Origin of the sequence: Pseudomonas sp. FSL R10-0399, from assembly GCF_009600165.1 — a bacterium.
Lineage (GTDB): Bacteria > Pseudomonadota > Gammaproteobacteria > Pseudomonadales > Pseudomonadaceae > Aquipseudomonas > Aquipseudomonas helleri.
The window spans coordinates 24,603-45,332 of sequence record NZ_WIWK01000040.1 but is presented as its reverse complement, the minus strand read 5'-3'; the positions used below and the strand labels follow the sequence as shown (position 1 = coordinate 45,332).

The 20,730-nt window shown below is 52.3% G+C and carries 13 protein-coding genes; 5 read left to right on the top strand and 8 right to left on the bottom strand.

The features are described from left to right. Positions 1-293: 293 nt before the first annotated feature. The 8 genes from GHO41_RS13765 to GHO41_RS13730 form a co-directional block, all read right to left on the bottom strand. Positions 294-794, bottom strand: a complete 501-nt coding sequence (locus GHO41_RS13765; RefSeq protein WP_153433858.1) for a hypothetical protein — start codon at positions 792-794, stop codon at positions 294-296. A gap of 512 nt (positions 795-1,306) precedes the next feature. After that, the gene (locus tag GHO41_RS30735; RefSeq protein WP_371928917.1) at positions 1,307-1,906 is read right to left on the bottom strand and encodes a helix-turn-helix domain-containing protein; all 600 of its coding nucleotides are present in this window, start codon (positions 1,904-1,906) and stop codon (positions 1,307-1,309) included. A gap of 175 nt (positions 1,907-2,081) precedes the next feature. Next, positions 2,082-3,314 carry a toprim domain-containing protein gene (locus GHO41_RS13755; RefSeq protein ID WP_153433856.1) on the bottom strand — a complete coding sequence of 411 codons (1,233 nt, stop codon included), beginning with the start codon at positions 3,312-3,314 and terminating at the stop codon, positions 2,082-2,084. Between the two features lie 1,197 nt (positions 3,315-4,511). After that, entirely contained in the window at positions 4,512-5,912 is a 1,401-nt protein-coding gene (locus GHO41_RS13750; RefSeq protein ID WP_153433855.1) for a hypothetical protein, read from the bottom strand. Between the two features lie 15 nt (positions 5,913-5,927). Next, on the bottom strand, positions 5,928-6,878 hold the full coding sequence (locus GHO41_RS13745) for a ParA family protein (RefSeq protein ID WP_153433854.1): 951 nt from the start codon (positions 6,876-6,878) through the stop codon (positions 5,928-5,930). Positions 6,879-7,223: 345 nt separating this feature from the next. Beyond that, the gene (locus tag GHO41_RS13740) at positions 7,224-9,131 is read right to left on the bottom strand and encodes a hypothetical protein (RefSeq protein WP_153433853.1); all 1,908 of its coding nucleotides are present in this window, start codon (positions 9,129-9,131) and stop codon (positions 7,224-7,226) included. Between the two features lie 65 nt (positions 9,132-9,196). Further along, positions 9,197-10,099: a ParB/RepB/Spo0J family partition protein gene (locus GHO41_RS13735; RefSeq protein WP_153433852.1), complete on the bottom strand. Its 903-nt coding sequence runs from the start codon at positions 10,097-10,099 to the stop codon at positions 9,197-9,199. A gap of 506 nt (positions 10,100-10,605) precedes the next feature. After that, positions 10,606-11,304, bottom strand: a complete 699-nt coding sequence (locus tag GHO41_RS13730; RefSeq protein ID WP_153433851.1) for a hypothetical protein — start codon at positions 11,302-11,304, stop codon at positions 10,606-10,608. A 156-nt stretch (positions 11,305-11,460) separates the two neighbouring features. Here GHO41_RS13730 and GHO41_RS13725 point away from each other — a divergent pair, with 156 nt between their 5' ends. The 5 genes from GHO41_RS13725 to GHO41_RS13705 are packed head-to-tail and all read left to right on the top strand — an operon-like array spanning position 11,461 to position 20,714. After that, positions 11,461-11,817, top strand: a complete 357-nt coding sequence (locus GHO41_RS13725) for a PleD family two-component system response regulator (RefSeq protein WP_371928915.1) — start codon at positions 11,461-11,463, stop codon at positions 11,815-11,817. Next, a complete protein-coding gene (locus tag GHO41_RS13720) occupies positions 11,810-12,310 on the top strand; it encodes a hypothetical protein (RefSeq protein ID WP_153433849.1) in 501 nt (166 codons plus the stop codon). The genes GHO41_RS13725 and GHO41_RS13720 overlap by 8 nt, the downstream gene beginning before the upstream one ends. Continuing rightward, entirely contained in the window at positions 12,311-14,305 is a 1,995-nt protein-coding gene (locus GHO41_RS13715) for a methyl-accepting chemotaxis protein (protein WP_153433848.1), read from the top strand. An 8-nt stretch (positions 14,306-14,313) separates the two neighbouring features. Then, positions 14,314-15,093, top strand: a complete 780-nt coding sequence (locus tag GHO41_RS13710; RefSeq protein ID WP_153433847.1) for a CheR family methyltransferase — start codon at positions 14,314-14,316, stop codon at positions 15,091-15,093. Then, on the top strand, positions 15,090-20,714 hold the full coding sequence (locus GHO41_RS13705; RefSeq protein WP_153433846.1) for a response regulator: 5,625 nt from the start codon (positions 15,090-15,092) through the stop codon (positions 20,712-20,714). The genes GHO41_RS13710 and GHO41_RS13705 overlap by 4 nt, the downstream gene beginning before the upstream one ends. Positions 20,715-20,730 lie beyond the last annotated feature (16 nt).

The following is a 20,730-nucleotide window of genomic DNA, read 5'->3' as shown; positions in this document are numbered from 1 at the left end:
TGTGAGAGCCTGGATTCTACCGGTGGCTGGCTCTCTGCCTCTCGTTTCAAGCGTTGCGCTTATTCTATGAATTCAGGCCCAATAAGCTATCGCCCATTGCAGTCCAAACAAGTGACCCACTGCTCCTAACTACAAACTGATCGCTATCTATACGTTGTGTCATATTTCCTCCACACCCGCTGCCACGGAGTTAAAAAAGCTGCACCCGATGGCAGAGGCCGGGTGCAATTGGGGGTTTATTCCCAAGTAACACCCACGCTCATGAGTTATCTCACAAGCGCTTTCTACTCAAACTAGATTCTCATTTCGTAGTTAGGCAACACAACAGCGGGGGTTGCAGCGAAAGCAAGCTCGCTATTTACGCCCACTGTGCATCGCACAAGCTCTCGGTATTGGACCTTCTGCCTGAGTTCTTCTACGAGTGATTTTTTTGTATGCTCTTGCAAGGGTTCCAACCAAACTCCAAGCCAGTGGGCTTGAAACTCGGAACGATACTCTTTTGAAAGCAGACGATGAATGCAAACTACCTGAGCATCGGCCCAAACAATCTGGATGGCTTCATGACCATCTTTGGCCTTAATGAACACGCTATTGTTAGCAACGTATTTCATTTTCTCCAAGTGGTTCAACTTCAAAGGCTCAAGTGCCCTATCTATCAAATCACCTTCTGCAAGCATTGCAGCCACAAGAGCTGATCCGCGAGCCTGAGCAGTCTCCTGTTCCATCTGGCGACGGAGTTGGACTTGTCTCTCTGCATGGAGTGAGCACATCGAATACTCTTTAAAAAATGCCATATAACTTCTCCACCTGCCGCGCACAGGGGTATTAATTAGATACCCAGAGCGCGGAGGCTGGGTAGTTACGCAAAGCGCAGACAATACCCAGCCGGAGCTGAATAAGGTCAGCTCAAGACGTGAATCCCAATTGGGAATAGAAGCTCGCAGAATTCCAGACGCACGAAGACGCTGATTAGTTCTGACATGGATTGGTAAAAATAGTCTTGCAAAGGGGAAGCAAGACGCTAGCGCGAAATTCGCGTAGCAATAGAATAAGCCCCTGGCCACATCTACTCAAAAGAGGACGTGGTTGGCATATTCGGTGCGGCAATACAGACAAACTGAATGCCAAAATGATTTTGCAATGTCTCCAAATCACTACACGATGACGTGTGAGTGATGAGGTCCAGAAAACATCCGCGATGACGCGAAGGTGAGCTGGTTGTGTAAGCAAGGCTTAACACATATAACACACCATTTTTATCGTATTCCTTCCTTGAAGGCAAGCGAGAGTTTTGTAGTTACCTGACCTATTTTTCCGCGCATGCGCGGAAATCTCTCAACTCACTGTGCCGTCCCAGTGCAGCGACCAACATGCAACGACTAGGCGTGGTAAGGATTTTCCCTAAGCCATCAACCTCAACTGCAAAGGCCCCGTCCACGTCGCTTATCGTGAGCCGACCATACGAATACTTCCCTGGGGAGTGCCGGATCACCACGCAGTCACCAGTTACCGGGCTCCCCGCTGGCTCGACTATGACCACCCACCCCAACGTACCTTCCGGTGGCACTTCAAGATCAAACGTAAGGGCGTATGCGGTTGGATCAGCAGTAAAAAAAGGGAAGCACTGTGTCGTAAGGAAAGGCTCCCCCCAACTCCCCCGCCGAATATCTTTGACGGCACTTACAGGAACCAGTCGGATTGACCTGGAGGACTCGTCAGCATCAGTTTCCTGTACCAATCTCGGTGAAATGGAACCCGGACTCACACCCAAGGCTTTGGCTAGTTTAGTCACGGACCCCAAGGTCAGAGGTATCTTGCCGCTCAGAACCCTATTGAAGGTGCTCGCACTTGTCCAACCGCACGCGGCAGAAACATCAGCCTGCGTGATTCGTTTGGTAATCTTCATTCGTTGGTACGCGGCTCGAAGGCGGCTGCCTTCTTCTTCGCGAATGATGAGGGAAATCGTGGTGGCCATGCAGTACACACGTAAAAAATGATGTGCGCATTATGATGGAAAATAAGGACATGAAGGAAGCTGCCGTCCTACTGCGCATAGCGCAGCAGGACAGACAGCAAAGCAGTTAAGCAGCGATTTGCCGCTTATGTACACCACCCTTTGCCGCAAAAGTTTTCAGCGTTTGGAATCGGTAGTAAGACCCAGAGAGGTCCAGTACACCTTCCTGAACAATAACGTCTTCCCAGTCACGCCCCTTTGCGGTGGCCGGGTTCCCGTCAGGCATCATGAAGGTCACGTCGAAGCCCTCTGTGAAGAGGCGACGAGCGAGTTCCCAGGCGAAGTATTGACCATCCCCGGATTGACGTGTGCGATTCGGTTTAACCGGGTCGCAGTCACTCCAGATAACAACACTGTCGTACATCGCCCTGTCCACATGCACCGTTGGTAAGGTAGTGCATGAGTAAGCGACTTTCGTGCTCTCACCTGTTACCAGATGAATTGCCCATCCTTTCTCAACTCCCTCAGTGACGTGGAGAACACGCCCTTCGGTCTTTGCGATAGTGATAGCAGAGCCAGAAAATCCAGGCATCGGTGAGCAAATCTTTTTGACTTCCTTCACCGGGGCTTTTGCTCCGTCTGCGGTGATGAAAATGCGGTGAAAATTCACTACACGTCCATCCTTAGAGCGGAACGCACTTACAATCGTAGGAAATGTTCCTAAGAGGACTTTTTTCTCAGGTTCGGTTTCGCTGTCAGCCCAGTGTTTGAGGCCGGGATGAAACTTAACGTCCTGAATGTTTGAGTTTAGTGGGATACCTCTGTTTTTGAAGTATGCCCGAGCCGGGGCAGCGGTTGGATGATCAAGAGAAACCAAATCTCGGGCAATGAGGTCCAGTCTCTCTTTTCGTCTCGCAACCTCCTGCGGGTCCATGACGCTGTTCTTTGGGCCTACCACCACTGGGGCGGTTTCCTTCCGAACATGCGTGTCTTTCGTCGCAGGGTCCAGTGCGCGGAGAACGGTAAGCAAGCATTGGGCATATTGCCCCCCGCCTACACCGTCTTCCATCAACAACGATACTGCGCCCATACCGCCATCTTGCATGCAGGTGCAAATACCCCTGCCTTCATGACCGACCTCATCAGAGGCCGATAGGCGGAACTTTCCTTTGCCCCCTCCGTTACCGTGACGGTGCGGGAACGGGCAGTCCACAGTCTTGCCGAGGTTAACCAGTGCTCTGTCGAACGAGTTAGTCACACGACTAAACACGTTCAACCAGCCACCGAATTGATCGACCAACTTTTGGACTGTTTCGGAAAGCGGTTCGTTAAATTTCGATTTTTCACGTTTGCGGATCATAGCTGCCTATCTCCTTAAGAAAAAGGCAGCTCCCTTAGGGGGTCTGCCCCTATGGGTTGGTGGTGTCGCTTTGTTAAAGAACGAACCACGCTAAGCGTGGGTTCCCAAACTAGGGTTTCAGACACCGTTATGGTGCTGTTGCCTTGGCTGGGTGCAACCTAAGCTGTGCCTAGGAGCAGATGTAAATGTGAAAAACCCGAGTTTCCGGGCTTTTCGGGACAGATCAATCTGTAGTGCTCTCAACATCATTTGCAGCGCAGGCCGCACAACGAGATTCAACGGCACCTACTAAATCGCGGCGCGCATCATTGAAGGCAACATGACCAACAAGAGCAGCGACACTTAAACGAATAGCAGAGTGTGTCTCATTACAAGTCACCTTATGAGTTATCGAGAAGCAACCCACAGATGCCATCAGACAACCTTGGGTGCCGATAGCTGGTGAAGGACGCGATAATCCAGCTGGGCTGAAAAATCACACGCTTAACACCGTTTCAAATTTCGTTTAAAGCAACATCAAACAGATCATCAGTTCGAACCAGCGTTAACAGGTAAAACCGAACGTCCGAGGTGTGCATCAATCAGCCAGCGTTCAAGACACTAACAATAGAAAGACACAGGGCAGCGATGGGACCGAAAAATCTCATGCCTCAACACTGCTGTTCCTGGCCGACTCTCTAGCAAAAGCTGTAAAGGCGATCAGAAACTGGGCAAGTGAAGACCAGGGCAAACCCGAGCCAGCACAAACCATATTGCTACTGCATCAACCCACTGGGAGGCGGACGAACCACACAAGAACCAAATAGGGAGACACAAAATCACCTATAAGACCCAAGCTAACTCAAGCCGTCTAAGTGACAACTCTCGATCTGAACCATTAAGCCGAAGCCATCAAAATCCAAAACCGAGAACGGGATTGGAAGTCGATGGCTAAGCCTTCTAGTCCAAACCCAGGTTGCCGAAACATGCAATGAAAAACATCACAAGGATCAGCTCTCAAAACAATCGCGATGACGCAATAGGTTCTGAGGAGTGACCAAACTCTGCGTAAAAACACAAAGCGGGGAGGTCACATGGAACACTTACAGATTGGCGACTTGCGGCCATCAGGGCAAGACCCGAATGTCCCCAAATGAACAAAAAAAGGGGAGTCCGAAGACTCCCCTTATCTATCCGCGCATGCGCGGAGGTTTGTTGCTACAGGTGGTTGATTGACACCAGATGAATGTATTTCAACGGCACTTCGGTCTGTTCTTCACGGCCTTCGTTGAGGTAGGCCACAACGCCATTGCTTGCGCCCTTTGCCTTCCTGCCAACAAGCAATTCGCCAGTGAAGGTAGCGGATGCTTCGGCACCCATCTTGAACTCCACCACGATGACCGGAGCCTTACCTGCGACAGGCTCAAGAGTTGCAGGAGCCACTTGAGGTGAGGCCAGCTGGTCAGAGGGTGGAGAGCCAGCTACGCCGTTTAGCTTCTCTGGAGCTTGACCGCCCTGCCCCGCCTCTTGTGCAGGAGGCACTACTGGATTTTGAGTAGCGGCCAAATTAACCGGCACAGTATTGGCGCCACTGCCCCCATTGTCCGGCATTTGATCCGAGGGTTTTTCTTGGCCCGCACCGCTTGCACTTCCACCATTGGACAAAGGTTCGTTGGCCGGGTGCTCCGGGCTTGGGTGCAATGCTGGAGAGGCCCCCTGCCCAGCGCTTTCAGGCACAACTGGGTCAACCTGCACGGCAGTCGGAGGCTTTACACCAACTTTCTCAACGCTGCCGGGCCATTCAAATGACTGAGCATCAAACACATACTCTTTGTCCTCGGCCAGAATACGAGCTTGGCGAATGAGTGACCGGTTGCTTGGCGCACCTTCTTTTTGCAGGCTTTCATAAATAGCCTGGGCGAGAGGTTCGTTGGCTTTGCAGATCACATCAAACGTGATCATGGTGTCTAGATCATTCAGCAGCTGGCGATGACAAACATCCCTTGCAATCTGATGGAAATCGGCAGCCTTGAGCAGGTTGTAAACGGTCTTTTCTTTAAGCCCATATACATCCATCAACTCAGCCTGAGAAACGTGGCGCTTTTCCTCTTCGCCAAGCTCACGCTGATAATCACGCAGCGCTTGCCCAAGCTCCACGGGATTCAGATCAACACGCGCAGTATTCTCCCGAATCTGGCAACGAAGGCGATAGGACCGGCCCTTTTTAAGCCAGTCCACGTCAATAACTGCCGAGACCTTCCGAGCCTTCCCGGTGATCAACGGGCTATCGTCGCTGGTCAGCCGGCAAGCAAGCGTACGACGATGGCCGAAGCCGATGCCGTACTTCATTGCAGGTTTTGCTGGATCAAGCTTATGAGGCGGTAGCGGGTACACGCGGATTGGCTGCAACTGTTCCTCATCGAGGGTTTGTCGCAGCTCAACCAAGCCTTCAATGCTGTCGTCGATCAGCTGTCCATTGCGAATGTTTTCCTCTGGATCGTAGAGGATTTCTGCGTTGGGGTCTAAATGGACAATTTTGTCCTTTTGAACGCCGATGGTGCCGGAATTGATAGCAGCAGCAGTGCCGTTTCCGAGGTTTGCGAAGTTGCGAGTTTTCATAAATTCTTCCCGGTCTTAGCCGCGAGCCTCGTCCGCGATTTTGGCGCGAACACGACGACTTACGTGAGTGAAATATTTGACCCGCTCCTTTGAGATTTCAGGAATGCGGATTGCCATTTCTCCGTACGCCTTGCGGGTTTCAAGGCTAGCTTGCCGCTCTGCACCGCTTGTGCGCAGGTGCCAAACAGGCACACCTTGACGCTGTGCGCGTGCAAAAGGCTTGCTTTGACGGATGGGAGTCGGAATCAATGCGGAACCAATCTTCTCTGCAAGGTTGTCGTATTGCTGCTGAGAATCCTTGGTGCCGTCGAGTACGATTTGGTTGATCAGAATGCCGGTCAACTCAAGGTCGGCATCAATAATCTGTCCAATGTTGGCAATACTGCTGACAACGCCTTCAAGTGCAGACTCAGCAAACGTGTCTACGAGAACAGGCGCATAAATGTAATCAGCAGATGCACAAGCAGCGGTTGTACGCACACCCGGTGCAGGCGGTGTATCACACAAGATGAAGTCGTATTGCTCTGCAATGGCAGAAAGGTTGTTGAAGAACACCTCTGCCACGGAAATAGGCAACGAATCTATTGCGTTGAGTTCATGGCTGTTGCGTGGCGTAGCCAGAACATCAATTCCACTTGGATGGGCCAATGGCTGGAAGTTGTCCACGATGCCAGGGCTGAACAGCGCCAAAGCTGGGGTGTGAACAAAGTGGGTCAATACGTCTTGATTGAAGAACAGCTCAGTGAAGTTCCCTTGGCCGTCCAAGTCTACCGCCAATACGCGGTAGCCCAACTCATTGAGGTAGTGAGCAAAGTTAAAGCTGGTCGAGGTCTTTCCTACGCCGCCTTTCTGGTTAGTGATAGCAATCACCTTGCCTAGACGAGACTCGGGCGAGCTCAAAGCAGCTGCAATGGCCTTAGCGATCTTGGTCAGCTCAGGCGTGTTTTTCTTCGATTGGGTAGTCATAGCCTATCTCCTAATAGCGCTGGCGACCACTTTAACCTCTTGAGGCGGATAATCAAGCAATTTTAGGCAATATACCCGCGCAATGCGGAGAGCTCTGAGGCTCAAAAAGGCAGCATTAAAGTACTTTAACCCCCGTATACACTGACTATACCTCGTTTTTATCGGCACATTAACTTTTAGAATTTATAGTCCTCAACCGGCAAAATAACTATCAATTACCCGCGCAATGCGGAAATCGAAGGGGTCAACTACCGCTTTAAGGTCTTAATATTTCCGCGCATGCGCGGATTAACTCCAAAAAAAACCGCCCTGTGAGAGGCGGTCCTATTATCTACATTCCCCTACCTACAAATCGCTTTCAACGACTTGAGCAGTACTGGTGAAAGTGGTCTTGTTCAAGAAAGCTACCCGACCAGCGGCCTGATCCTTCGAGGTATATTTGCCCATGACCAGGATGTGTTGCCCAAGCTTCTGGGAGTAGCGGTAGGCAAAATCGTTCACCCCGTATGCTTGCAGATAGGCCATGAACTTATCAGCAGAACCCTTCTCTGAGTAGCGATAAACGACAACGTAAGTGGTCGCGCTGGGGGCAACTATTAGCGGCTTTATATTCCCGCCTGCCATAACACCAGTCGCGATAACAACATCATCAATCTGACTTGGGGACGGGCGCGGTGTCTTTGGCTCAAAATTGGATGCAATGATCAAAGGCGCGACACCTGCATCATCCACCTTGAGCGGCTTAATAGCTGGAAGAAATGGAGCAGCTTTGGCGACAACTACTGGCTTACTCGCGGCCTTTGCCTTCGCAACCAACTCACGCACCGAACTGGTTTCTGTTGCGGCAAATGCAGCTGGGGTGTCCCCGTAGGAGCCTGAGTAAACAGCGCGGTTAGTCAGTACCGGCGCGACCACAGATGCTTTGGCAATCTCGACCTTAACCGTCAGCTCGGCAATCTGACTGCGAGCATCGTTTTTGATTTGAGTACGCTTTTCTGCAAGCTCAGAACGTATAGCGTTTTCACTTGCAGCTTTCTCGATGCTTGCGGTGGCCACACTCGAAACCGATGGCGCACTTGTGAGCATGTTGTCCAGTCGCCCTGAGAAAGCATCAATTGCGCTTGAAAGCTGCTGGTCAATCTCGGCAAGCTGGTTCGCCTTACGCACAAGAATAGTCCGCGTAGCCTGCTTCAACTCACTCTCAAGACGCTGAACATCCCGCGAAGCCACGTCACCCAGTGGCTGCGCTGTAGCTATCACAGGCGCATTTATCAAGCTTTGCTCCACTTCGGCCAGCTGCTCATTCTGCTCGCGGAAACCATTCAACTTCGCTTGCTGAACTGCAATCTTTGCATCAAAGCCGGACTCAACACTCATCACGCGCCCCTGCAAAGCGATGATCTGTTCGTTGAGTTTCGAAATTTGGTCATGCAAGGGTTGTGCTGCCGATGCCTTTTCCGCCCCTAGCGTGGTTACTGAGTCCTGGGTCGCAGACATGTCAGCCTGAACACGGCGCCGAGCATCTGCGTTGGCCAAAGCCACCTTGATCCGCTGAGATTGGGACTGCTGGGTAGCTGCCTGACTGAAAGCAGCTGCGCTGTGCTGCGCATCTGAAATCCGCGACTGGTAGTCCTGTTCGAGGCGCGAAATATCACCCGCAGTCTGAGCTTCAATCACAGCCTTCTTTTTTTGCGCCTCTGCCTTGGCCTTCTCGACCTCAAGCTCACTTTGCAGCCTCGACTTCTCTGTGTGTGAGTGCGCACTTTGGATTGAAAGGCTGTACTTCTGATCCAACTCAACCAAACGACGATTAGCATCCAACTCGGCCTTCATCAGCTGCCGATCACGGTCGTTCTCGATCAGGGATTGTTTAACCGCGTGATCAGCAGACTCTCGTGCCATACGGGTTTGCGAATCATGAGTTGCACTCGCAAAATCAGTCATTCGAGCTGCTTCGCTATCGCTTGCCTGTAACTTCCCGACTCCAGCCTCAAGCTGACCAACGCTAATCGAAGCTTCGAGCGCTTTGCGCTTCTCGTCGAGCGAGTCCAAATTGTGCTCAAGGTTTTTCAGCTTGCGCATGTAGATCATCTGCTGCTCGGTATATTGCTGACTCCCAAGGGAATCAAGCATCCGATCATCATATTTGGAGGCTGGCTGTGTAAGAGCCACCTCGGGCGCCTGATTGAATGAACAACCGCTTAGCAGAATCGCGGTTGTCAGCAGGCTTAGGAAAAAAAGTTGGCTACGCATAGGGCGTCTCAGTTGGCGAGCTATCTCTACATTGATAGTGGGATAGCAAAGTCCCCTTTTTCGGCCTACAGCATGTCGGTGTTGACGCCAAGGCGGTCGAGAATGCCCTGGAATTCTTCTGTCGTGCCGGCGTTAAACCCTATTTGCCATCCCCCCTTTTCGGTTTTGACGATTGCACAGAGATAGCCTGTCTGTTCGACGACCTGTTCACGCAGCCTTTTAATATCTACATCCTCACCAGAAACAGAACTCCGCAGAGGACGCTTACGCTTCTCTTGAGCTTCGGAAACCTCAGCTTCAATCTTCTTTGAGGACCAGCGCTTTGCGACAGCTTTCCTGGCAATGTCGATCTGGAGTCCAGGCATAGATAGGCTGCACAGCGGTCGAGCTTGAGCGAAGCTCAATTGTTCATGCCCAATCATGTCGCGAACCGATAAGGGCAAGGTGAGAAGGCGCAGGTGATTAGCAACATGGGAGCGGGACTTGCCAATCTCATCTGCCACTTCCAGCTGAGTCATACCAGTCTCAAGCATCAACTCGTATGACTGGGCTTCCTCAAGCGGATTGAGGTCTTCCCTCTGGATATTGTCCGCACCGCTTAAATACAGTGCCTGCTGGTCGGTGTACTCCCCTACGCAGCACAGCAATGTTTCAAACCCATTTAGCTGGGCAGCACGCCAACGGCGCTCACCACAGATGATTTCGTAACCCACAGCAAATTTGAGAGGCCTGATAATCAAGGGCGTGATGTTTGACCCCGTAGCTTCCAAACTAGCAGCTAGCTCCTTAAGAGCTTTTGGTTTGAAACTGCGGCGGGTCTGGAACAAGCCTGGCTTCATGAGCTCGATAGGAATCTGCTTAAATTCCTTATTGACCGCTCGAATGTCGAAGCGTGAGGCGTCCAGCACATCCCTTCGCATGCGCTTTCTACCACCCGCGACCCCGCGTGTTGTCTGGGCTGCCGCCATTTTTCACCACCTTCAAAATCGAGTCGATTGTTCCGCGCGGAACAAAACCGCAAGCGCGGAACATGTTCCGCATCACTATAACGGCGGATGGACCGATCTTGTGCCTTTTAGAGAATTAAAACTGTCGCGGGAGAATAAAAGCTGTCGCGGCGCCTCCGAAACAAAGGTGTGCAACGAGGATGGCACCCCAGCATCCGGCTAGGGAATCTGTCCTAGAGTCCCGGTCTCGGGCATTCTTTTACTGATTAACTCTGCGTGCAACTCACGGTGCGACAGTTTTAATTCTCCAGAGCAAGGTTTGTCCGGTCTGATTCTCAGGGCGGCGACAGTATTACGTTTGCTCCAAAGCAGGCTTGATGGCTCGAAATTCCTGCAACCGCAGCGACAGGTTTAGTTCTCTAACCCACAATTTTGGGGTTGGCATGCCCTGGGACGCTCGTTCTTGAACCGCAGATCGTCAGGTACGGCCTGACGGGGTACGTCAACACTCACTGTTCTCGCTTTAATCACAAAGGCAACTCGGGGATGTTCCGGGCTAAATCCATCGTACTTTCTGAAATCAACCCCCAAGGTTTGGGGGCGGGCCGGAGTACCAGTACTAGCCCGCTCGGCTTTTGGCGGTACGTGTATGCGATGGGCTGTGCAATGAACTCAGGGCTGTCATCCGGGATGAATCGCGTCCTGACAAGCGCATCAATAATGGGTTTGCAGGCAGCAGTTACTGACTCCACGTCCAGACAGTTAACCGCTCCCGTCGCATAGACTTCCTCGACGATCAGTGGGAACGCCAACGCCTGATTGGCTTTCCAAAGATCGTACACGCCAAGGTTCAAGATCATCAGAGCTTCGACCCTCTTAAGCCAAGTGGTCTTGAGTTGCCCCTGTTTTGCGAGGTGCATCCTCAGTGATGTGTTTAGGCTTAGGAGCTCCGCACCAGCAAACACAATTTTTAACGTTGTCGATTCCGCATCGAAGTGCAGACTGTCACGCCTTGAATCTTGGTTATTCAACGCCACCTTCTGAGCTCGCTTGCTCGCGGCAGAGGGCTTCTTCTTCTCAGCTAGTGGTTGTCCAACAACCTCAGTCCCCAGTTTTGGAATTGCTACGTTAGCTCCTGTACGGCCTCTCTCGCCTTTCGTACGTTCCTGCTCCGCGATCCGCGCCAATAGCTGCGGATCACTCGCGATAGCCCACCTTTTCCCCATGCTGCCTCCAGTCAGAAATTCGACCTAGAGGATAACGACCACATTTATTTCATCGCTTTGCCATCGGAACCCGCCGATTCGTGGCCTTTGGGTTCGCACTTGTAAGTAAATGGTTGAGCGAAACATAGACCCATGAGACTTCATCGAATTTGCGTAGTGGATGACTCGTCAGCTGTGCGGAAGCTCGCGAATCGAGTTTTAGTACAGCAGCTTGGAAAAGAGCTGATCGAGTCAACCAACGGCTTTCAAGCCTTGGACATAATCAACTCAAACATGCCTGATGCGTGTTTCATCGACGTGGAAATGCCTGATCTAAGCGGGCTCCAACTGGTGAGCATCATCAGGGCCAACCCAAAATTTGAAAAAATGCCTATAGCCATGCTTTCCAGCGCGGCCAGTATTTTTGACAAGCAGAAAGGGCTGATTGCCGGCGCCGATCTGTACATCACCAAACCATTCTCGAAAGACAGCATTGAGCAGGCCCTGCTTACCATGGAGGGTCTGTATGAGTAACGTCGCGAGCAAAGACCAACGCCTCGCCGCGTTTCGCCTCGGCGATACCTTGTGTCTATGCGTCACATCGAACCTGGACGCAGTTACGCCCACACCAACCGACCCGCTGATCATCCCCGGCACTAAACCGTATTTCACGGGGAACGCACGGATCGGTCGTGATCTGGTTTCGTATTTCCACCTCCCGACCTTCCTAGGGCTCTCCACCGGCAGCCAGCAGGAAGTGAACGACGACCGAACTACAACGCTGATTCTCCGCGATCCGATTTCCACCTCAATTTACGGTCTTCAAACAGACGAGATCATAGACATGATCCCGGTCTACGAGCTGGAGGATGCGGCCCTTGAGGATATGGCTATTCCGGCGAAGCTAACCCCGTATTGCGTGGGGGTTGTTTCGGCCAGATCGAAAAAGTGGGCACTGATCCACCTCGACAACATCATCCGCGACCCGAACTTCCGTGCAGTCGAACTACCAGTCCAGAGGCCTTAAATGAGCAAGAATCTCCTTATCCCAACCTGCCTCGCCGCAATGGTTTTGACTGGGAGCCTCGCTGGTTTCTGCGCATACCAGTACAGCGCCGGGGTCAATGCGGATCGCTTTTACAGCGCCCAGGCCAACACACTCCAAGGCTCAGCGCTCAACGCCATCACCCTATCTATCAAAGCATCTACAGATGCCAGCTACATAGGCCAGCTCCAACAGATTGCAGGTCAGGTTGACGCCTCTGTATCTGCCCTTCGCCGGGGCAACAATACTGCGGGCATTCCGCCACTTCCCAGCATCGGCAATGGCAATGGCAGCCTTGAGCACTTCGATACAGCATGGGGCAAGGTGCTGACCGCGATTCAGCAAATCAGCAACTCTCGGGGAAGCAATACCGCATTTGAGCGACAAGCAAGCGAAGCCAGTCAAATGGCAGGCACACTACTGACAGAATCCGCAGAAGCAATTCAGCGGATTCAGGCAAGCCAAGCAGTGGATGCGCGTCTTAAACAGGTTCTGGTAAAAGCTCAAAGCAGCCTCTCTGATGGCATCGAGTTGCTGTCCAGCTCATCTTCACCAACCTCAGACAGCCTGAATCTGGCTCTCGACGCTAGCAAATCCTATGTATCTGCCCTGGCATCTGTGGGCAGCTCAATGCCTAGGGACAACTCCCTGATCGAGCCTTTGCTGAAAAGCTATAAGTCAGCGCAATCGCTTTCTCGTTTAGCAATTAAAGCAGTCGAGTCTTCCAGCGGGACGGTGGAAAACGCACCTTATGCCCGGTCGATTTGGGCTGAAAGAGAGAACCTGGAAGCCGCAATCAATGGCCTCCAGCACTCGATTACCTCCCTTCCTCAATCGCGGCTCGTATCCCCACTGCTGATGATGGGTTCGATAGGCCTGATGCTAATTGTCGTGATCAGCGGCGTGACGCTAATCCTGCGCGAGGCGCGGGCTCACACTCGGGAAGCCGAGTCCTTGGCAAATACGATTCAGTCGTCTCAGAAAGAGCGCTCGCAAGACCTGCGCATGCTTAACGAAGAGATTCAAACGGCAGGGGATGGCGACCTTACAGTGAGTTTTACCGAGCAACGGGACTCGACACACGAAATCGCTACTGCCCTTAACTTGGTATTTCCTCGGGTCCGAGAAGTCGTCCAGGACGTGCAGCAAACCATCGTTAGCCTGTCTGCTGCATCTGAACAGACACTTGCAATGGCTAAAAGCACTGAGCGCAGCCGCGCTGAGCAGGATCAAGCCATTCAACACATCGCCAAGCTGGTGACTGAGTTGAATGACTTCACCAAACAACTCGACGGCGTATTTAGTCGTACCAAAGATTCATCTCTTGCCGTAGGGACGCAAATCAAGACGGGCTCCAATGCTGTGCAAGAGGTACACGAAGGAGTCGTGAAACTCTCCCAATCCAACATGAACATCATGCACCAAGCCAAAGCGATGAGTGAAAACATCCAAAGCTTGGAGCAAATGGTAGATGTTGTACGGCGAGTCGCTAACCAGTCGGCAACGGTAGCTTTCAACGCATACCTTGCAGCGGACTCTATTACCGAGCCCGAGGTAGCGAAGCGGATCAAACTCAGCGGCGACGCAATGCAAAAGCTGACCGATAGCGCCAAAGAGGCAGCTGACCTCATCTACGCGAATCTGCAATCCATCAATACGGCAGCAAAGGACACACAGTACGTCCTGGAGGAAAGCCAGTCAGACATTAAGTCGCTGACATCCATGTCTTCGAACGCTATCAAAGCTATGCAGGCGATCAGTGAGCACGTAACCCAGGTTGTCGATGGGATCATCAGCGTTGCGGGCCAAACGAAAGACCTGAACTCACGATCGGATGAAGTTGCCGACACGATGGACAAAATTCACCACTATTCGTCCGACAACAGTTCGGCCAGCGAGCAGACGGCAACAGCGATCAGCAACCTCAATAGCGAAGCGCAGCGCGTGGGTATGACGCTCGCACGCTTTAAAGTCTAGGTGGTGGAATGGCCGAAGCTATTGCTGAACTCGACGATCAGGAAGTGTGGATAGACCTGCTATTCACTCGATTCAAAATTGAGGTTGCTCAAGAACGCCAGCCGGCGCTATTTCGGGCTCTGGAAAGCTTTGCGGCTGCTCAAAACGAAACAGCAGTATCGCTGTACCGTCTAGCAATCAGCCGGCAGCTCTCGCGTTCGACCTGGGCACAAATTATTCACCTCGCCACGAATCACGAAACTAGGTTTTACAGAAACCCATCGGTTGTTCAGCTAGTCGCACAGCTGGCCCGTGACTTTCCTAGACCTCGCATCCTGTCGGTTGGCTGCTCAACCGGGGAAGAACCCTATTCCCTGGCGGTTGAGTTGTCCCAGCAAAGCTTCCCAAACTTCCACATCCATGGCACCGATGTGTCAGAACCCTGCATTGACACCGCCCTGTCTGGAATCTATCGCACCAACGCAGCCATACCAGAACGATTTGCTGGACGGATCGAGAGCGGACAGCGGATGCGGTTTGGCTGGATCAAAGATTTCGTTACGTTCGAACAACACAACATCCTGGGCGAACGTCCGATCAACTTCACAGCGCCAAACATCATCATCACCCAGAACATGCTCATCTATTACCGCAGCAGGACGCGGAAGCGAATTCTTGACCTCCTGTCTTGCCTCCTAGCTGACGGGGGCTATCTGATCACTGCCCCCGCCGAAGAAGCAAACTGGAGCGCCCAAGGTTTTGAGCGCCTTCACTCACTTGCCGCACCTGTTTTTAGGAAACAATCATGAACGCTGTGAAAGTTGCCCACCTGTCTTGGGTCCGCACCCCAATTGAAAAGAGCATCGAGCGCTGCAAGCTGGCCATGGTGAGCATCACCAGCCTTCGCGACCGCATCTTCACCCCTCCTAACGGCGCAGAACCTATCTGGTTTGCAAACCAGAACGAAAAGCTTGCTGCCAGCAAGGAAGAACTTAACAATCTGCTGGCCACCATAGCGTCCTCCCTAGGGGTTATTGCTAGCACAGGCAGTTTCGAGCTGGCAAACGAAGCAAGAACGCTGGCAAGTGTCGCCCTAGATAGGTTTGAGCCGTCAGAGCAGGATAAGGCATTGCTTGCAATCCAAAGCTCCCTGCAAGTTTTGCCAAGCTACATCAGCATGGTCATCGAAGGCGCTCACGACTCTCCGGGCGTGGTTCTCAAGTACATCAATGAGATGCGTGCTCTGCGTGGGGTGCCCCCAATGTCAGATGCTAGCGCCCTGCCGGTGAATCTCACCTTCGGGTTTAAAAGTCCGCCACTACACGAAAGTGATTGCGACCTGAATGAGCGTGAGCGCGTATTCAAGAAGGCTGCCTCTCAGTTTGGCCCGATGTATGCGAAGGCTCTGAAAGAGCCCGGTGATGCTGCATGGTCGGATATGCGGGACCACCTGCGCGAACTCCAACGTGTAACGAATGATCCAGAGCTTGGCTGCTACTGGTGGGTGGGCGAAGCAATCATCGACGTGATCATTGCTGACAATTACTACGTCCCTCCGGTAATGACGACAGCCCTACGGGTTGTAATGGTTGCGACCCAGCGGCTCCCACTGGGGGAAACGGAAGCGAAACTCAACCTCTCCCCGGCAAAATTCTCATCGCTGCTCAACGCACTGTCGATCAGCCGCAAGAAAACGGAAACTTCTATAGCGGTTGTGAGCCACTTCGACATTAAGCAAAACGTCGAGGAAGAAAGGATTGACCAGCTGCAAAACCAGCTTGCCACCCAGAGTGTCCGCTCAATCACAGACGTGTTGCCTGAAATCAAACCGCGCCTGGAATCCGCGATGATTGCGTTTGGTCGAGCCGTAAATGCCAGGCACCCGGAAGGTTTTGAGATTCAGGTCCAAGCTTTTGACGCGTCAATGCGTACCATCGCAAACATCTTTGGCATCTTCGATGAGGACGAGTTATCTGAGGTCAGCTTCTATCTGGCCGACTCATTGAAAGGCGTTACAAGTCCACAGCAGTTCACCCCAGAGGTGATTGAGACAGTCAAAACCCAAATCCTATTCCTGGATTCGAGGCTGACCAACATGCGGCGAAATGAGGCCGCTGATCTCTTACAAATCGAAAACGTCACCCCTGATGTGATCGACCGAATTGCTACCGAGACAACTGCCGAGCTGAAAAAAGTCAGCCAGATGATTGCCACCCACGTAGACAGTGGTGTTGGGTCTGACAAGCTTCTTGCGGCCTTGGATTCGCTCCGCGAACTGGCCAACGTCTACGAGTTCGCCGGTTCAATTACAATCGCCAACATTCTGGCCGCGATTGTCACAGTCATCAGCGCAGAGGTTCGAGACAGCGTGTTGGCAGAGTCGCCAAAGCTGATTCTTGCAGCAAGGGCTCTGGTGTCTATAGAAATGTACCTGGGGTACATCACCAGCAAGCTACAGCCTCCTTCAACGCTGATCGAAGTTGCGACCAGCGCAGTGCGCGACATGGGCCTCGATGTTTCTGAATTCAGAACAATCACCCATAGCGACCTTTTGGCTAAATTCGAGGCCAGCGGCTCCGAAGACGATGGTATGGACCCCCTGCTACGGGAAATCTTCGAACTTCGTCCCATCATCGAAGAATTTCACAAGGACGGAGCACCCAACGTCAGCTCCCAACTCAACAGCTATTCAGCTGCATGCTTGCGGCTCAATGCCGCGTCCATGATCAAGGGTGAAAAGAAGTTTGCTGAGCTGTGCCGTCATGCCTCTGAGCTTGCGATTATGTTGCCTGGGCGAAGTGACGACAGTTCGTTCGACTACAAAGGCGCAGCTAAAACCCTCGTGCGTGCATGCGAAACAATTCTCCGGTGCATGGATGACTACTCAGCAAAGGGCAAGATCAACCTATTCCTAGTTGATGCCATCCGTGAGGTGGCCACGCTTACAGGACACACGCAGGCCAACGGTAACTCTCATACAACCGATACACCCCCCTATGCTGAATTGGCAAACCCTCAGTCTGATCCGGCAATGCCAGAGGGGTACGATCCAGAGCTACAAAAGCTATTCGACGAAGAGTTCGCTGAAAGCCTCACTAAGTTGCGCGATTACCTAAATCGCGGCGAGCTGGTTGTTACCGAGGAAGAATGCAGAGCCATTCACACGATCCACGGCTGTTCTGGCTCGGCTAAGTCCGTAGCAATCAGCACTCTGTTTGACGTGCTTGAGGCGCGCTTTTACGCCTTAAAAGGCAAAGACGACTCACTCACCAACCAGCAAGCCGATGCGTTCGGAGGACTGCTGGATAGCGTTGAGTTGTACCAGAAGGATTTCCCGTGGGAAAACGGTAGTGCCCAACTCCCAGAATGGCTTGAGATTGCAGGAACGCTAATCGGCGCAAATCTGCTTGCTGAGCGAGCAACTGAGATTGATGACGCTGAAATGCAACCGATGGGCGAGGGACAAAACGAATACTCCACTCACGGAGTCGCTGCCTACCAAGAAATCCCAGGTTTGGAATTGCCTCAGTCTGCGGAACCCCATCGACACGAATTTACTACATCAACCACAGATTTAGTGCTGGTTAAGCCAGAGCTTGATTACAACGTGGAAGACTATGACCTGTACGTCTGTGATGCTGATGAGGTAATTCCTGAGCTTCAGAAGAATATCAGCGCCTGGATGGAAGACACGTCTGACCGTGAGGTGACGCTGACTATTCGTCGCCACATGCACACACTGAAAGGTTCTGCCGGGATTATCAGTGCTGGGGCCATCCGAACGCTCACCCATCATATGGAGTCCCTATTTGACTCCATGGCATCTGGTGCAATTAAGCCCGATAAAAACTGCATTGATCTGACTACGTTTGTGCTCAACCAGTTAATCACAATGAGCGATGCGGTAAGAAACCGGGAACCTTACAGATCACTGCCCGCGCTGAATGACTTCGTGAGTGATGCCTGCGAGTTGTGCCGAGTTGACGGAGACCAACTCGCGGCGATCATTAGTGCATCCTACGGTGCTCCAGTAGCCGCCCAACCGCCGGCCATTACAGCTACACCGACTGAGCCCACGCCCGTCTCAGAACCTGTTGATGCGGCTGCTTCTGCTTCAATAGAAGTCGAGACTGAAACCTATCCAGAGCTTGAGCCGGAATCGGAAACTCTAGAACCAGCTGTCTTAATCGAAGATGAGCTGGTCCCAAGTATTGCAACTCCAGTTAAAAGCGATAGCGGCACTAAAGCAGCCAGCGAGCATGAAAGCGAAAATGCTATTGCAGAGGTTTCCCCGCCTTCTGACGAAGAACAAAGCCATACCCGGCGTGGTTTCAGAGGTATGCGTGGCCGAGCAGTTGGTGAGCGTCAACGCCAGTTCGACGCCAAGAAGGCGACAAAATCCCTTGCCGCTCAAGGAGTCGTTTTCGACGCTGACTTCTTCCAGGGCGAGCCGGACTACACCGAAATTGAAACCCCTGTGCGGGAAATCAGCCCGCAGGTGATGAGCCTTATCAACAAGGCTACCGAGAGCCACCGCGATGCTTCTCGCAACGAACGTAAAGGCAACAAAGGTGCAGAAAAGATAAAGGTCGAGCTGGCTATGCTCGACAACTCCGTCAAGCTCTCCAACGAACTCAAAGCATCATCCTATCGGCAGACAACGCTGAATCGGGATATGACCCTAGCTGTCGCAGCACTGCGTGAAAAGCTCAGCTTGCTTCTGATGCACAGTAATAAAACCACAGTACAGTTGCGCCATTTCAACAACATCACCAACACCGTTTCCAGAACATCAGAGGTCGAAGGCACCACTGATGATCAGAGGCTTTATCTGGAAAGGTTCAATCACCTATCACACAGCCATACTCAAACGCTGGCGCAAATTGAACAGCTGCTGCAAGACGCAAACGACATCATTACGCAGACATCTATCATGGCCAGCGCAATCACATTCCAAGGTGAGGTGGCAGCGAGCTTGCAGCGCGACCTCCTGCAATCACGGCTAGTAATGTTCGACAATGAAAAGCCAAGCCTGCTGGGCGCTTTGGGTAGCGCGTTGCAACTGAGCCAGAAGAAGGCTGACCTGCGGATCATTGGTAGTGACACCCGAATCGACCGCCAGCTTCTTGAATCTATCCGTGACTCCCTCCGCCACGTTGTAACGAACGCGGTTGCTCATGGCATAGAGACAGAAGATGAACGGACAAAGGTGGGCAAGTCAGCTGTTGGGGTTATCACTGTGAAAGCGAGCCGTAGAGCGAAATCACTCGTCATCGAAGTGACTGATGATGGGTGCGGTATCAACACGATGGCGATCAAGCAGAAAGCTATCACCCAGGGACTCATCAAGGCTGACGATACCCTGTCAGAGCAGGAAGTCTTACATCTGATCACAGAGCCCGAGTTTTCTACGGCACACTCCGTTACAGAACTCGCAGGGCGCGGGGTGGGAATGGATATTGTGAGAAGCCGTATCAGCGCCCTGGGTGGCCACTTGCACATTACCTCTAAGATGGGAGCCGGGACAACAATCGCCCTTGAGTTGCCTATTACAGTCGGCTCGAATCGTGCGCTTGTCTGCCGTATCAGCGGGCAGTGGTTTGCCATTCCGACTTTCAACATGACCCAGGTGCTCGATTATCCGACGACCGAACTGCTGGCTATTAAAGCGAAACCGGGCCAAGCCAGCATTTCCTATGACGACCAGTCCTACGATGTTGTCCACCTAGCTGATCTGATGGCAGTGCCAGACCTGAAACGGAATACCGCACAATCCCCAAGCCATACGAGCCTCGTACTGGTGGAGCAAGGAGGCACGCGCCTTGCCATCGAGGTTGAGAACGGTATCTCGATGCCTGAAATCCACGTCACGAAATTCGAAGGCATCCTAAGCACAGTCAAAGGTGTCATCGGCAGTACAGAAGTGCATGACGGCACACCTGCCCTGGTCCTTGATGTAATCGAAATGGCTCGCTTGAACCTCAAGATGACCGAGACCGGTTACAAAGCGAAAATGTTCCGCATTCGCCGAGTGAAACGCGAAGCCAAGCCGCTGGTGTTGATTGTGGATGACGCCACTGGCTACCAAAGACTTCTGACCAAACACTTCGTCAGCCATGGTTGGGATGTAGCCACGGCCAATAACGGTCACGATGCCCTAGACAAGTTACCCCGCATCGGAGTGCCTTCTCTATTTGTTGTGGATTGCGAAATGCCACGAATGGACGGCCTTGAGCTGACCAGACGACTTCGAGCAATCAAACAGTTCCATGAAACCCCAATCATCATGTTGACGACTCGCGGCAACATTAAAGACATGGCTCTTGAGGTCGGAGTGACTGAGTTCCTGCCCAAACCATATGACCGTGCCACCTTCACCGAAGCGGTGCGGAATGTGTGCCCAGAAATCGTCGCAGTAGGAGCAGCATGAGAATCGGAATAGCTAC

Bases quoted from the DNA above. Each gene is read 5' to 3' on its own strand.
- GHO41_RS13765 (WP_153433858.1), bottom strand. From the start codon at position 794: ATGGCATTTTTTAAAGAGTATTCGATGTGCTCACTCCATGCAGAGAGA.
- GHO41_RS30735 (WP_371928917.1), bottom strand. From the start codon at position 1,906: ATGAAGATTACCAAACGAATCACGCAGGCTGATGTTTCTGCCGCGTGC.
- GHO41_RS13755 (WP_153433856.1), bottom strand. From the start codon at position 3,314: ATGATCCGCAAACGTGAAAAATCGAAATTTAACGAACCGCTTTCCGAA.
- GHO41_RS13750 (WP_153433855.1), bottom strand. From the start codon at position 5,912: ATGAAAACTCGCAACTTCGCAAACCTCGGAAACGGCACTGCTGCTGCT.
- GHO41_RS13745 (WP_153433854.1), bottom strand. From the start codon at position 6,878: ATGACTACCCAATCGAAGAAAAACACGCCTGAGCTGACCAAGATCGCT.
- GHO41_RS13740 (WP_153433853.1), bottom strand. From the start codon at position 9,131: ATGCGTAGCCAACTTTTTTTCCTAAGCCTGCTGACAACCGCGATTCTG.
- GHO41_RS13735 (WP_153433852.1), bottom strand. From the start codon at position 10,099: ATGGCGGCAGCCCAGACAACACGCGGGGTCGCGGGTGGTAGAAAGCGC.
- GHO41_RS13730 (WP_153433851.1), bottom strand. From the start codon at position 11,304: ATGGGGAAAAGGTGGGCTATCGCGAGTGATCCGCAGCTATTGGCGCGG.
- GHO41_RS13720 (WP_153433849.1), top strand. From the start codon at position 11,810: ATGAGTAACGTCGCGAGCAAAGACCAACGCCTCGCCGCGTTTCGCCTC.
- GHO41_RS13715 (WP_153433848.1), top strand. From the start codon at position 12,311: ATGAGCAAGAATCTCCTTATCCCAACCTGCCTCGCCGCAATGGTTTTG.
- GHO41_RS13710 (WP_153433847.1), top strand. From the start codon at position 14,314: ATGGCCGAAGCTATTGCTGAACTCGACGATCAGGAAGTGTGGATAGAC.
- GHO41_RS13705 (WP_153433846.1), top strand. From the start codon at position 15,090: ATGAACGCTGTGAAAGTTGCCCACCTGTCTTGGGTCCGCACCCCAATT.